Raw genomic sequence first — 13,272 nt, forward strand, 5'->3', positions numbered from 1 at the left:
TGCCCTGCTGCGCGAGCCTGGCTTGCCAGCGATGGCATCTTCACGGTCTGTCAGTAAAACCGCGTAGTTTGCATCGCCGCCAAGCCAGGCTCCCGCAGGATCGGTTATCTAGGCAGTGGCCATATCAGCCGGTGAAACAATGCTGGTCTTGGCCCCGCGGGAGCGGCCGGAGCTCAAGTAGGCAGCGATGGATTCCTGGGTCACTTCACCGAGGAATACCCGTTCGGCATCCATTACCGGCAACCATGAGCGGTTGAACTCGTACATGCGCGACAGCAGGATGCGCAAGTGTTCGTCGGAGGCTGCAGTGGCGGTGAACTCGCGCAGGTACTGGCCGCAAGTGCCGGTCTGGCGATGCAGGTCGCGACGGCGCACATAGCCCAGGGCCTTGTTGTCGGCACAGGTGACGACGACGTAGCGACGGTCCAGTTCGTCCATCAGTTCCAGTGCTTCGGCCACCGGTGTCTCAGGGCTGACCGACGGCGCGTTGTCGGCCGCGTCTTCAGCCTTGACCAGCAACAGGCGCTTGAGGGTGCTGTCCTGACCGACAAAGTTGCTGACAAAGTCGTCGGCCGGGTGGGCGAGCAGAGTGTCCGGGTGATCCATCTGCAGCAGCTTGCCGCCGCGGAAGATGGCGATTTTGTCGCCCAGCTTGATCGCTTCGTCAATGTCGTGGCTGACCATGATCACGGTCTTGTTCAGCGCGCGCTGCATCTCGAAGAATTCGTTCTGGATCATTTCGCGGTTGATCGGGTCGACCGCGCCGAACGGCTCATCCATTAATAGCAGCGGTGCGTCGGCGGCCAGGGCGCGAATCACGCCGATGCGCTGTTGCTGGCCACCCGACAGTTCACGGGGGTAGCGGGTCAGGTACTGCTTGGGCTCGAGCTTGATCATGCTCATCAGTTCACGGGCACGGTCATGGCACTTTTGCTTGTCCCAGCCCAGCAGGCGCGGAACGATGGTGATGTTCTCCTCGATGGTCATGTTGGGGAACAGACCGATCTGCTGGATCACATAACCGATATTGCGGCGCAGGGTGACCGGGTCGAGGTCGGTGGTGTCTTCGCCGTTGATCAGGATCTTGCCGGAGGTTGGCTTGATCAGGCGGTTGATCATTTTCAGCGTGGTGCTTTTACCGCAACCCGAAGGCCCGAGGAACACGCAGATTTCGCCTTCGTTGACGGTCAGGCTTACCGAGTCCACGGCTTTTACATCTTTGCCGTTGCTTTGGAAGGTCTTGCTGAGGTTTTGAAGTTCGATCATTTGAGTAATCCTTTTGGAGTCAGCGTGCGTTGCAGCCATTGCAAAAGCAGGTCGGCGAAGATGGCCAGAAGACTGACCAGTACCGCGCCGACGATCAGCATCGACATGTCGCTACGGCTGATTGCAGCAAGAATAAGTACACCCAGACCGCCGGCACCGATGGTGGCGGCAATCGTCATTACACCAATGTTCATCACCACGGCGGTGCGCACACCGGCCAGGATCACCGGTACCGCGATCGGCAGTTCAACCATGCGCAGGCGCTGGGCGAAGGTCATGCCGATACCGCGGGCGGCTTCACGTATGCCCGGTTCCACGCCGGTCAGGGCAAGGAAGGTGTTACGCATGATCGGCAGCAATGAGTACAGGAACACTGCGGTGATGGCGGGCATCGGGCCCAGGCCCTGGCCGAACTTGGAATAGAACGGCAGCAGCAGGCCGAACAGGGCAATCGAGGGGATGGTCAGCAACACGGTGGCGCTGGCCTGCATGGGACCGGCCAGTGACGGGAAGCGCGTCATCAGTACGCCCAGCGGTACGCCAACCACAATGGCCAGGGTCACGGCGATCCCGACCAGAGCAATGTGTTGCAGGGTCAGGTGCATGACCTGATTCCAGTCCATGTTGGAAAAGGCGTTTAGAAATTCCATGTCTTTTCCTCCGGGTCAGTTAGCTAAAAGCTGTGGGTGCTGGCGCAGGAAGTCTGCGGCCACCTTGGACGGGCTTTCGTGGTCGACGTCGACCCGGGCGTTGAGTTGGCGCATGGTTTCGTCGTCAAACAGGTCCGCCAGTGGCTTGAGCAGGTCAGCCAGATCCGGGTGCTGGTCCAGGTAGGCTTTGCGTACTACGGGAGCGGCGGTGTAATCCGGGAAGTAATGCTTGTCGTCGTCGAGCAACTTGAGGTTGAAAGCGCTCAGGCGACCGTCAGTGGTGTAGACCAGCCCTGCAAACACCTGGCCGTTTTTCAGCGAGGTATAGACCAGGCCAGCGTCCATTTGCCGGATGTTTTTGCGGGTCAGATCCATGTCATACAGCTCGGCCATGCCGATCAACCCGTCGGAGCGATTGGCGAACTCGGTATCCAGTGAGACCAGGGCGCCTTTATTCGCCGGGTCGCGCAGGGCCTTGTTCAGATCGCTGATGCTGTTGATTTCCGGGTGTTCCTTGGCCACGTTTTCTGGCAGCGCCAGGGCATAGGTGTTGCTGAACTTGGACGGGTGCAGCCAGACCAGGCCTTTTTTACCGTCGAGCTCTTTGACCCGCTCGAAGGATTGCTCGCTGTCGAGTTTTTCGGTCACGTGGTTATAGGCCACCAGTGACACGCCGGTGTATTCCCAGATCAGGTCCAGCTGCCCGGACTCCTGGGCGCTGCGCGCCAGGCTGCTGCCCAGCCCGCCGGTTACCTGAGCGTTGTAGCCCTTGCTCTTGAGGTATTGCGAGGTGATTTCAGCGAGCAGGGTTTGCTCGGTAAAAACCCGTGCCCCAATCCGGACCAGGGGTTTTTCTGCGGCCTGGGCAATTCCTGCGAACAGCAGGATGCAGCCTAAAAACAAGCTTAATTTTTTCATGCGTATTCCTTTGCTCAGCCAGACCTTATGCAGGTCGTAGACCGCGTTCCAGCCAGCGGCGGCTGATGAAGATCACCAGGCCGTCGAGCAGCAATGCCAGCAGCGCGGTACAGGCTGCGCCGAGGATGAGTTGCGGCTGATTATTGAGGGCGATACCAGGGAAAATCAGGCTGCCCAGGCTGTTGGCGCCAATCAGGAACGCCAGGGGGGCGGTGCCGACGTTGATCGCCAGTGCGACCCTTACGCCACCCATGATGATGGGCACGGCGTTGGGCATTTCGACTCGCCACAGCACTTGGCGCGGGGTCATGCCGATGCCGACGGCGGCTTCTTTGAGTGAACCCTGAACGTTTTTCAGGCCCTCATAGGTGTTGCGCACAATGGGCAGCAACGAGGCGAGAAACAGGGCGAAGATGGCAGGGCCGCTACCGATCCCCAGAAAGCCAAGCGCAATGGCCAGTACGGCCAGCGGTGGCACGGTGTTGCCGATGTTGAAGACTTGCATGAAGCGTTCCGCACGTCCGGCCATACTTGGTCGGCTGAGGAAAATGCCCGCGGGGATCCCTACAAGGAGGGCGGCAAACATTGAAACGAGTACGAGGTACAGATGGGCTTGCAGGTAGAACAACAGATCATCTTGATAGTGTTCGATAGTGCTGATGCCGATCCAGTGGACCAACAGGGCCAGGAGTGCGAGAACAATCACACCTCCTATAAGCCCTTTTCCATAGCGATTAGCCACAGGCGGACTCCTTTTTTTTCTTGGTCGGCGAACACATTGTCGTGTGGCAATGCCATTCCTGGCTGCCGACGATGAGTTCGCGAAGAGCAACGGGTGGGGGGCGAAAAAGCGCCGCCATCACCTGTCATTAGCGCAGCCTCGTCAGGCTAACTTGCTGATATTTCAGCACCTGACGGTTTGTCGTATCAGGAGAGTGGACGCCTCCACTGCACAAAAGGTTCACATTTTTTACGGCAGATTGCCACCCTTGTCCGACGAGCCATGGCACCAACGGTGGCTGCATGGGCCTAATTTGAGCTATAATCCGCGCCCTTTTTTGAATCAATCGTCAGGCGATTTCCCATGACCAACCAGGCCGCCGAAGTCGCGAAACGCCGCACTTTCGCCATTATTTCCCACCCCGATGCGGGTAAGACCACCATCACCGAAAAGCTGTTGCTGATGGGTAAGGCGATTGCGATCGCCGGTACGGTGAAATCGCGAAAGTCCGACCGCCATGCCACCTCCGACTGGATGGAAATGGAGAAGCAACGGGGTATTTCGATTACCACGTCGGTCATGCAGTTCCCGTATCGCGACCACATGATCAACCTGCTCGACACCCCGGGCCACGAAGACTTCTCGGAAGATACTTACCGCACCCTGACCGCGGTCGACTCGGCCTTGATGGTGCTCGATGGCGGTAAAGGTGTTGAGCCCCGGACCATCGCCCTGATGGACGTTTGTCGTCTGCGGGACACGCCAATCGTCAGCTTTATCAACAAACTCGACCGCGATATCCGCGACCCGATCGAGTTGCTGGACGAGATTGAAGCTGTCCTCAAGATCAAGGCCGCGCCGATCACCTGGCCGATTGGTTGCTACCGCGATTTCAAGGGTGTTTACCACCTGGCCGATGACTACATCATTGTCTACACCGCCGGTCATGGCCATGAGCGCACTGAAACCAAAATCATCGAGAAGCTCGATTCCGATGAGGCCCGTGCGCACCTGGGTGACGAGTACCAGCGCTTTGTTGACCAGCTGGAGCTGGTCCAGGGTGCCTGCCATGAATTCAACCAGCAGGAGTTCCTCGACGGCCAGCTGACACCGGTGTTCTTCGGTACGGCACTGGGCAACTTTGGTGTCGATCACGTGCTCGACGCGGTGGTCAACTGGACTCCGGAGCCGTTGCCCCGGGTGGCCAACGAGCGCACGGTGGAGCCGACTGAAGAGAAGTTCAGTGGCTTCGTGTTCAAGATCCAGGCGAACATGGATCCCAAGCACCGTGACCGTATCGCTTTTATGCGTATCTGCTCGGGCAAATACGAAAAGGGCATGAAAATGCGCCACGTGCGCACCGGCAAAGACATCCGTATCGGCGACGCCCTGACGTTCTTCTCTTCCGAGCGTGAACAGCTGGAAGAGGCGTTTGCCGGGGACATCATCGGCTTGCACAACCACGGCACGATCCAGATCGGTGACACCTTCACCGAAGGTGAGAGCCTGAGCTTTACCGGTATTCCGCACTTCGCCCCGGAGCTGTTCCGTCGCGTCCGTCTGCGCGATCCGCTCAAATCCAAGCAGCTGCGTCAGGGTTTGCAGCAACTGGCCGAAGAGGGCGCCACCCAGGTGTTCTTCCCGGAGCGCAGCAACGACATCATTCTGGGTGCCGTTGGTGTGCTGCAGTTCGACGTGGTCGCCAGCCGCCTGAAAGGCGAATACAAGGTGGAATGCTCCTATGAGCCGATCACCGTGTACTCGGCGCGCTGGATTGATTGCGACGATAAGAAGAAGCTTGAGGAGTTCAAGATCAAGGCAGTGGAAAACCTGGCGATTGACGGCGGTGGTCACCTGACCTACCTGGCGCCGACCCGGGTTAACCTGGCGTTGATGGAAGAGCGCTGGCCAGATGTGAAATTCCGCGCCACCCGTGAGCATCACTAAGAGCCACGGAGTTCTGGTTAAAAAAGCGAAGCCTGCGGGCTTCGCTTTTTTTTGCCCGTAAATCCTCGAACCTCGGGTTACAAAAGCCCATAACAATTTCGGTCGGGTAAGTCCAAATAGATCTATTGCGGGCAAAAGCTTTTAGGGAAAAAGCGCCGCAGGCGGACTAGGTTTAAATCGTATCTTTCCTACGACAAGGTGGAGTTCGCGATGAGGCTTTTTCAACGCATGGTGTTGTTGCTCAAAGTATTGGTCTTGCTGACGGTGAGTGCTTCAGCCGCATGGGCGAGCAATCCGCTGACGCTTCCGGGAGTCGGGGCTTCGGCCACTGGTGTCGCTGGCCCCACGGTGCATGCCATCTACAAGTCTGACTCTGAACCTGGTGATCAGGGGCAGGGCGGAAGTTCGGGGGATGATGATCAAACGGACGGTGATGGTGGCGCGGATGGCGGTGGCGACAACGGCGACAACGGTGATGAAGGCGACGAGGGGGACAGCCAGTCCTGACAGTCAGAATCCGGCTTTGTCCCTGCTCCCCGGCCCGGTGACGCGGTGACATGATGTAGGAGCGAGCTTGCTCGCGAGCTTTTTATCGAGCGCTGTATTGTTGAGAGGCTCGCTCCTGCAGGGTTATGAGCTGGATGTTACATGGCCCGTGGGAGCTGGCTTGCCAGCGATAAGGGTGCCCGGCTCCCACAGGTTGTTTGTCGGTGTTATACGCTCAAGAACTGCTCCGCGTGATGGCAGGCAACCTGGCGGTTGTCCAGCAGGCGCAGGGCTGGTTCCTCTGTACTGCACAGCTCGGTCGCATAGGGGCAGCGCTTGTGGAAGGCGCAGCCCGACGGCGGGTTCAACGGGTTGGGCAACTCGCCGACGATTTTGATTTTCGGCTTGTTCGGGTCCGGGTGGATGGTCGGTGTGGCCGACAGCAGCGCCTGGGTATAGGGGTGCAACGGGCGGGTGTAGATCTCCTCCTTAGGCCCCATTTCTACCGGGCGGCCGAGGTACATCACCAGGACCTGATCGGCGACATGCCTGACCACCGCCAGGTTGTGGGAGATGAACACGTAGGCGGTGTTGAACTCCTGCTGCAAATCCATGAACAGGTTGAGCACCTGCGCCTGAATTGATACGTCGAGGGCGGAGGTCGGTTCGTCGGCCACCAGCACCTTGGGTTGCAGCATCATGGCGCGCGCCAGGGCGATCCGCTGGCGCTGGCCACCCGAGAACATGTGCGGGTAGCGATGGTAATGCTCAGGGCGCAAACCCACTTGCTTCATCATCGCCTGCACTTTATCGCGGCGTTCGCTGGCGTTCAGGCTGGTGTTGATCAGTAACGGCTCGGCCAACTGATCACCGACCTTTTGCCGCGGGTTGAGCGAGGCGTAAGGGCTCTGGAACACCATCTGAACGTCTTTGCGCAGTTGCTTGCGTTCAGCCTTGTTGGCCCCGGCGACTTCCTGGCCGGCGATTTTCAGCGAACCTGAAGACGGCTCTTCGATCAGGGTCAGGGCGCGGGCCAGGGTGGACTTTCCGCACCCGGACTCGCCAACCACGGCGAGGGTTTTGCCTGCCTCCAGTTCAAAGGATACGCCGTTGAGGGCGCGTACCAGGGCGTGGCCCTTGAACATGCCGCGGGACACTTCGTAGTGACGGGTGAGGTCACGGGCGGTAAGAACGACAGTCATTACGCCACCTCCTGGTTCAAGGGGAAGAAGCAGCGTACCTGGCTGTGAGCTCTGGGCTCCAGCGCCGGACGTTGCTGGCGGCAGGTGTCTTGTACATAAGGGCAGCGCGGCGACAGCAGGCAGCCCTGGGGACGGTCGTAACGCCCCGGCACGATGCCGGGCAAGGTCGCCAGACGGGAAGCCCCCATGCTGTGTTCCGGGATCGCCGCCAGCAGGGCTTCGCTGTAAGGGTGAGCCGGTACGTCAAACAACCCTGGCACGCTACCGACTTCGACCGCCTGGCCGGCGTACATCACGCACACCCGTTGCGCGGTTTCGGCAACCACCGCCAGGTCGTGAGTGATCAGCACCAGGCCCATGTTTTGCTCACGTTGCAGATTGAGCAGCAAGTCCATGATCTGGGCTTGAATGGTCACGTCCAGCGCAGTGGTCGGTTCGTCGGCGATCAGCAGTTTCGGTTCGCCGGCAATCGCCATGGCGATGGCTACGCGCTGGCTCATGCCGCCCGAAAGTTGATGCGGGTAGGCTTCCATGCGGCTGGCCGCGCCGGGAATTTCGACCTTTTCCAGCAGCTCGATGGCGCGTTTGCGTGCTTCTTTCTTCGACATCTTCAGGTGCAGGCGCAGGACTTCTTCGATCTGGAAACCCACGGTGTAGCTGGGATTGAGCGCGGTCATCGGGTCCTGGAAGACCATGGCCATGTCCTTGCCGACGATTTTCCGGCGTTGACGGGCGCTGAGGGTCAGCATGTTTTTGCCGTCGAAATTCAGCGCGTCGGCAGTGACGATACCCGGATGCTCGATCAGGCCCATCAGCGCCATCATGGTCACGGATTTACCGGAACCGGATTCGCCGACAATGGCCAGAACTTCGCCTTTATCCACAGACAGGCTCAAACCGTCGACCACAGGCACAGCCTTGGCGTCGCCAAAGCGGACGTTGAGATTCTTGATTTCTAAAAGTGACATGGAAATCTCCTCAGGCGGCGTTCTTGAGTTTCGGGTCCAGCGCATCGCGCAGACCGTCGCCCATCAAGTTGATTGCCAGCACGCTGAGCAAAATGGTCAAACCGGGCAGACTGACGACCCACCAGGCGCGTTCGATGTAGTCACGGGCCGAGGCCAGCATGGTGCCCCATTCAGGGGTTGGCGGTTGTACGCCCAAACCGAGGAAGCCCAGAGCCGCAGCGTCGAGAATCGCCGAGGAGAAGCTCAGGGTGGCCTGTACGATCAGGGGAGCCATGCAGTTGGGCAGTACGGTGACGAACATCAGGCGCGGCAAGCTGGCACCGGCCAGGCGGGCAGCGGTCACGTAGTCGCGGTTCAGTTCGCCCATCACCGCAGCACGGGTCAGACGCACATAGGACGGCAATGAAACCACGGCAATTGCGATCACGGTGTTGATCAGGCCAGGGCCGAGGATGGCGACGATTGCCACCGCCAGCAGCAAGGACGGCAGGGCCAGCATGATGTCCATCAGACGCATGATGCCCGGGCCGAGGATGCGCGGGAAGAATCCGGCAAACAGGCCCAGAATCACGCCGGGGATCAGGGAAATGACCACCGAGGACAAGCCGATCAGCAGTGACAGGCGCGAACCTTCGATCAGGCGTGACAGCAAGTCGCGGCCCAGTTCGTCGGTGCCCAGCAGAAATTGCCATTGGCCGCCTTCCAGCCACACCGGCGGGGTCAGCAGGAAGTCGCGGTATTGCTCACTCGGGTTATGGGGTGCGACCCAGGGGGCAAACAGGGCGCAAAACACAATCAGGCACATGAACATCAGGCCGGCAACGGCCCCTTTGTTCCTGGAAAAGGCGTGCCAGAATTCTTTGTAAGGCGAGGGATAAAGCAGGCTTTGATCCACTTCGGTAGCGTTGGTCGATGTACTCATGGTCAGAATCTCAGCGCTGGTGGCGAATGCGTGGGTTGGCAAAGCCGTAGAGGATGTCCACTACGAAGTTGACCAGAATCACCAGGCAGGCGATTAACAGGATGCCGTTTTGCACCACGGGATAGTCCCGGGCACCAATGGCTTCGATCAGCCACTTGCCGATGCCGGGCCAGGAGAAGATGGTTTCGGTCAGGACGGCGCCGGCCAGCAGGGTGCCGACTTGCAGACCCACGACGGTCAGTACCGGGATCAGCGCATTGCGCAGGCCGTGCACGAATACGACCCGGGCAGGTGACAAGCCTTTGGCGCGGGCCGTGCGGATGTAGTCTTCGCGCAGCACTTCGAGCATGGATGAACGGGTCATCCGGGCGATCACGGCCAATGGAATGGTGCCGAGCACGATGGCCGGCAGAATCATGTGGTGCAGCGCGTCCCAGAAAGCTTCTGGCTCGTCGCTGAGCAGGGTGTCGATCAACATGAAACCGGTTCTCGGCTCAATGTCGTAAAGCAGGTCGATGCGTCCGGAAACCGGGGTCCAGCCCAGGGTTACCGAGAAGAACATGATCAGAATCAGGCCCCACCAGAAGATGGGCATCGAATATCCCGCGAGGGAGATGCCCATCACCCCGTGGTCAAATAGCGAGCCTCGTTTGAGTGCTGCAATGACCCCTGCCAGAAGCCCGAGGATGCCGGCGAACAACAGCGCGGCCATCGACAGTTCAAGGGTGGCCGGGAACAGCGCTGAAAACTCGGTCCATACGCTTTCACGGGTTCTCAGTGATTCACCCAGGTCACCGTGGGCGAGCTTGCCGATGTAGTCGAAATACTGCTCATAGAGCGGCTTGTTCAGGCCAAGCCGTTCCATGGCCTGGGCGTGCATCTCAGGGTCAACCCGACGTTCACCCATCATGACTTCGACCGGGTCGCCCGGAATCATGCGGATCAGGGCAAAAGTCAGCAAGGTAATGCCGAAGAAAGTGGGTATCAACAACCCCACTCGGCGGGCAATAAAACTAAACATCGTGTGGTGTACCTCATCAGCCGGTTAGGCAGGTCCGCCAGAGCCCGGGTGGGCAATGGCGGGTGTTTTTATTGTTCTACTTCACCCGGGTGGTGGCGAAGTTGTTGTTGGTCAGGGGGCTAAGGATGTAGCCCTCGACGTTTTTGCGCATGGCGGTAAAGAGCATTGGGTGTACCACGTTAATCCAGGGTTGATCCTGATGGAATATCACCTGTGCCTGCTCATAGAGTGCAGCGCGCTGCTCGGGTTCAGTGATGTTGCGGGCCCTGGTGATCAGTGCTTCGAAGTCCTTGCTGCACCAGCGGGCGTAGTTTTCGCCGTTTTTGGCCGCCTCGCAACTGAGCAGTGGGGTCAGGAAGTTGTCCGGGTCGCCGTTATCTCCGCCCCAACCGGTGGAGACCAGATCATGTTCGCCACTTTTTGCACGCTTGAGCATTTCGCCCCATTCCATGACCCGGATGTCGAGTTTGATCCCGATCTTCTGCAGGTCGGACTGTAACAGCTGCGCTCCGAGCATCGGGTTGGGATTGGTCGGGCCGCCGCCATTGCGGGTGAAGAGGGTGAGTACCGTGCCTTCGGGAACGCCTGCTTCCTTGAGCAGCGCCCGGGCCTTGTCCAGGTCCCGGGGCGGGCTTTGCATGTCCTTGTTGAAGCCAAGCATGGTCGGCGGGTAGGGGTTGATGGCAACCAGAGCATTGCCTTCACCGTGCACGGTGTTGAGGTAGGTCTGTTTGTCGAAGGCCATGTCTATGGCTTTGCGCACCCGCACATCGCTGAGGTATTTGTGGCTGGAGTTCATGGCGATGTAACTGGTCATCAGTGCGGCCAGTTCATCCACCTTGAGGTTCGGGTCCTTGCGGATGTTTTTGACTTCGTCGGGCTTGGGGTACAGCGCGATCTGGCACTCGTTGGCCTTGAGTTTCTGCAGGCGCACGTTGCTGTCGGTGGTGACGGCGAAGATCAGTACGTCGCTGGGCGGCTTGCCACGGAAGTAATCCGGGTTGGCCTTGAAGCGCACCTGTGCGTCCTTGTTGTAGCGCACAAAAATGAACGGCCCGGTGCCGATCGGCTTGCTGTTCAGCTCTGCGGTTTTACCGGCCTTGAGCAACTGGTCGGCGTACTCGGCAGAGTAGATAGAGTTGAACGGCATGGCGATGTCCCGCAGAAACGGCGACTCGGCGTGGTTGAGGGTGATCTTGACGGTCATGTCGTCAACTTTGTCGACGCTCTTGAGCAGGTCTTTAAAGCCCATGCTTTCAAAGTAGGGGTAGCCGACCAGGGAAAGTTTGTGCCACGGGTGATTCGGGTCCAGCTGGCGCTGAAAGCTCCAGAGCACATCATCGGCATTGAGGGTGCGGGTCGGTTTGAAATAGTCGGTGCTGTGGAACTTCACGCCGGGGCGCAGGTAGAAGGTGTATTCGAGTCCGTCGGGGCTGATGTCCCAGCGTTCGGCCAGGGCCGGTTCTACATCGGTGGTTCCGGGGGCGAAGTCGACCAGGCGGTTGAGCACGGTTTCCGCAGAGGCGTCGGCCGTCACGGCAGTGGTGTACTGAACGATATCAAACCCTTCCGGGCTGGCTTCGGTGCAGACCACCAGGTTTTTCGCCGAAACACTGACTGCTGTACTGAGCAGTGCCACAGCAAGAGCGGTGCGTAGTGGAAGTCTTTTCATGGCAACCCTTCTCCAATCGCTTGAACCAGCTAGAGGGTTACGGCTGATGCCCGGATCAGCCGTAACCTTGTTTTTTAATCGGGTGATTAAAGGATGTTGAATGGAATGGTTGTTACCAGACGGAACTCGTTGATGTTGCCGTCAGACTGGTTTTTGCTGGCGCGGTGCGTGGTATAGGTCGCGCGGATCGCAGTGGCCTTGAGTGGTCCGCTCTGGATAGCATAAGACGTGCCAACGCTGTACTCGTAGTGGGTTTCGCCGTCCATGTTCTTGACGTCATAGGCGGTGCCCTTGTAACGGGTACCGTCAATGTCCCAGCCACGGGCGTGGTAGGCGTTGAACTTCAGGCCCGGGATGCCGTACTGCGCCATGTTGATGCTGTAGGCCAGTTGCAGCGATTTCTCGTTCGGGCCGTTGAAGTCCGAGAGCAAGGAGTTGGCCAGGTAAATGCCGTTGGTTTCGTGCAGGTAGTCGAAGTACTCGTCACCGACGATTTGCTGGAATGACAGCGACAGGGTATGAGCCTGGTGGCTCAGGGCGAAGGCCAGGCTGTAGGCGTCGTTGTTGATGTTGCCCAGGGCCTTGCTGCCGGTGTCGAGGGTCTTGTAGTAGTTGAAGTTGGTGTTCAGGCCCAGTACGGCGCTGTCACCGATATCGTGCACGGCGCCGAAGTAGTACTGGTTCCAGAAATCTTCAACGTGGGTGGCATACAGCGTGGTTTTCAGATTTTTGAACGGCTGGTAGTTAAGGCCGGCCACACTGGCGCGATCGGTTTCTACGCCGGTGGCGCCGTATTCACTGCGGAACTTGCTCAGGCTTTGCTCGGTCCGTGGCGATACACGATCGAAGGAGCCGGCGTCGAAGGACAGGTTGTTGAACTCTTCACTGTGCAATCCCACGCCCTGGAAGCTGGAAGGCAATGCGCGGTTGCCGATCACGTCGATGGTCGGGCTGCTGAAGTTCTGTCGGCCTACGGTCAGCGTGGTGTTGGAGATGCGGGCGCTGAGGTTGGCCAGGCCCAGCTTGCTCCATTGACCGACAGCATCACCATCGCTGTGGGTCAGGGTGCGGTTGTTCGGTCCGGCGATGTCCTTGGCGTCGCGGTCAAGGGCAACGGCGTTGTAAGCCGCGACCTGGGTGCTGAAACCGACGGTACCTTCAGTGAACCCCGACCGGTAGTCGATGATGGTGCCCTGTACCCAGTTGATCCGGCGCGGAGTGGTTTCCCGGGTGCCATTGTGGTTGTAGGTAAAGCGGTCATCACGGCGTTTGAGCTCGTTGGCGTACCAGTTACGCGTGGTACCGCCCAGTGTCTGCTCTTCAACAAAACCCTTGGTTTCACTTTGCGCGCTGGCGCCGGTTTTAAGTTCAGTCGCGATGAATTCTTCAGCAACTGCCATCGAGGCAAGGCCGCTGATGGATAAAGCTAACAATGCGCTGCTTGTGACTTTCATGGTTGAGGCTCCTTGGCTTTCTTTTTTTATTGCCGTTCTTTTTTG

12 protein-coding genes are annotated in these 13,272 nt (G+C 58.9%); 2 read left to right on the forward strand and 10 right to left on the reverse strand.

The annotated features are described in order from the left end of the window. Nucleotides 1-108 precede the first annotated feature (108 nt). Genes FEZ21_RS07210 through FEZ21_RS07225 form a run of 4 tightly spaced genes read right to left on the reverse strand, consistent with a single transcriptional unit; the run spans nt 109 to nt 3,576 of the window. Complete coding sequence (locus FEZ21_RS07210) at nt 109-1,266, reverse strand: betaine/proline/choline family ABC transporter ATP-binding protein (protein ID WP_003443800.1); 1,158 nt, start codon at nt 1,264-1,266, stop codon at nt 109-111. Next, entirely contained in the window at nt 1,263-1,916 is a 654-nt protein-coding gene (locus FEZ21_RS07215; RefSeq protein ID WP_003443798.1) for an ABC transporter permease, read from the reverse strand. Before FEZ21_RS07215 ends, FEZ21_RS07210 begins: the two co-directional genes overlap by 4 nt. Nucleotides 1,917-1,931: 15 nt before the next feature. Continuing rightward, on the reverse strand, nt 1,932-2,834 hold the full coding sequence (locus FEZ21_RS07220) for a glycine betaine ABC transporter substrate-binding protein (protein ID WP_003443797.1): 903 nt from the start codon (nt 2,832-2,834) through the stop codon (nt 1,932-1,934). 25 nt (nt 2,835-2,859) lie between these two features. After that, nucleotides 2,860-3,576 carry an ABC transporter permease gene (locus tag FEZ21_RS07225; RefSeq protein ID WP_029612199.1) on the reverse strand — a complete coding sequence of 239 codons (717 nt, stop codon included), beginning with the start codon at nt 3,574-3,576 and terminating at the stop codon, nt 2,860-2,862. Between the two features lie 342 nt (nt 3,577-3,918). Here FEZ21_RS07225 and FEZ21_RS07230 point away from each other — a divergent pair, with 342 nt between their 5' ends. Both FEZ21_RS07230 and FEZ21_RS07235 read left to right on the forward strand, forming a co-directional pair. Continuing rightward, a complete protein-coding gene (locus FEZ21_RS07230; protein WP_003443795.1) occupies nt 3,919-5,502 on the forward strand; it encodes a peptide chain release factor 3 in 1,584 nt (527 codons plus the stop codon). Nucleotides 5,503-5,712: 210 nt separating this feature from the next. Further along, a complete protein-coding gene (locus tag FEZ21_RS07235; protein ID WP_003443794.1) occupies nt 5,713-6,009 on the forward strand; it encodes a hypothetical protein in 297 nt (98 codons plus the stop codon). Nucleotides 6,010-6,215: 206 nt separating this feature from the next. Here the strand turns inward: FEZ21_RS07235 and FEZ21_RS07240 are convergent, their stop codons facing one another. From FEZ21_RS07240 to FEZ21_RS07265, 6 genes are all read right to left on the reverse strand, one after another. Beyond that, on the reverse strand, nt 6,216-7,190 hold the full coding sequence (locus FEZ21_RS07240; protein ID WP_160626764.1) for a peptide ABC transporter ATP-binding protein: 975 nt from the start codon (nt 7,188-7,190) through the stop codon (nt 6,216-6,218). After that, a complete protein-coding gene (locus tag FEZ21_RS07245) occupies nt 7,190-8,158 on the reverse strand; it encodes an ABC transporter ATP-binding protein (protein WP_003443792.1) in 969 nt (322 codons plus the stop codon). The genes FEZ21_RS07240 and FEZ21_RS07245 overlap by 1 nt, the downstream gene beginning before the upstream one ends. A 10-nt stretch (nt 8,159-8,168) precedes the next feature. After that, entirely contained in the window at nt 8,169-9,080 is a 912-nt protein-coding gene (locus tag FEZ21_RS07250; RefSeq protein ID WP_003443791.1) for an ABC transporter permease subunit, read from the reverse strand. 10 nt (nt 9,081-9,090) lie between these two features. Then, entirely contained in the window at nt 9,091-10,101 is a 1,011-nt protein-coding gene (locus FEZ21_RS07255) for an ABC transporter permease subunit (RefSeq protein ID WP_003443789.1), read from the reverse strand. Between the two features lie 76 nt (nt 10,102-10,177). Continuing rightward, entirely contained in the window at nt 10,178-11,773 is a 1,596-nt protein-coding gene (locus FEZ21_RS07260; protein WP_010655566.1) for an ABC transporter substrate-binding protein, read from the reverse strand. A gap of 86 nt (nt 11,774-11,859) precedes the next feature. Next, nucleotides 11,860-13,227 carry an OprD family porin gene (locus tag FEZ21_RS07265; protein WP_160626766.1) on the reverse strand — a complete coding sequence of 456 codons (1,368 nt, stop codon included), beginning with the start codon at nt 13,225-13,227 and terminating at the stop codon, nt 11,860-11,862. Nucleotides 13,228-13,272 lie beyond the last annotated feature (45 nt).

The sequence above is a fragment of the Pseudomonas sp. 9.1(2019) genome (genome assembly GCF_009910445.1).
GTDB lineage: Bacteria > Pseudomonadota > Gammaproteobacteria > Pseudomonadales > Pseudomonadaceae > Aquipseudomonas > Aquipseudomonas paraversuta.

Coding starts and splice junctions, on each gene's coding strand:
- FEZ21_RS07250 (WP_003443791.1), bottom strand. CDS start 9,080: ATGAGTACATCGACCAACGCTACCGAAGTGGATCAAAGCCTGCTTTAT.
- FEZ21_RS07230 (WP_003443795.1), top strand. CDS start 3,919: ATGACCAACCAGGCCGCCGAAGTCGCGAAACGCCGCACTTTCGCCATT.
- FEZ21_RS07260 (WP_010655566.1), bottom strand. CDS start 11,773: ATGAAAAGACTTCCACTACGCACCGCTCTTGCTGTGGCACTGCTCAGT.
- FEZ21_RS07235 (WP_003443794.1), top strand. CDS start 5,713: ATGAGGCTTTTTCAACGCATGGTGTTGTTGCTCAAAGTATTGGTCTTG.
- FEZ21_RS07245 (WP_003443792.1), bottom strand. CDS start 8,158: ATGTCACTTTTAGAAATCAAGAATCTCAACGTCCGCTTTGGCGACGCC.
- FEZ21_RS07210 (WP_003443800.1), bottom strand. CDS start 1,266: ATGATCGAACTTCAAAACCTCAGCAAGACCTTCCAAAGCAACGGCAAA.
- FEZ21_RS07265 (WP_160626766.1), bottom strand. CDS start 13,227: ATGAAAGTCACAAGCAGCGCATTGTTAGCTTTATCCATCAGCGGCCTT.
- FEZ21_RS07215 (WP_003443798.1), bottom strand. CDS start 1,916: ATGGAATTTCTAAACGCCTTTTCCAACATGGACTGGAATCAGGTCATG.
- FEZ21_RS07240 (WP_160626764.1), bottom strand. CDS start 7,190: ATGACTGTCGTTCTTACCGCCCGTGACCTCACCCGTCACTACGAAGTG.
- FEZ21_RS07220 (WP_003443797.1), bottom strand. CDS start 2,834: ATGAAAAAATTAAGCTTGTTTTTAGGCTGCATCCTGCTGTTCGCAGGA.
- FEZ21_RS07255 (WP_003443789.1), bottom strand. CDS start 10,101: ATGTTTAGTTTTATTGCCCGCCGAGTGGGGTTGTTGATACCCACTTTC.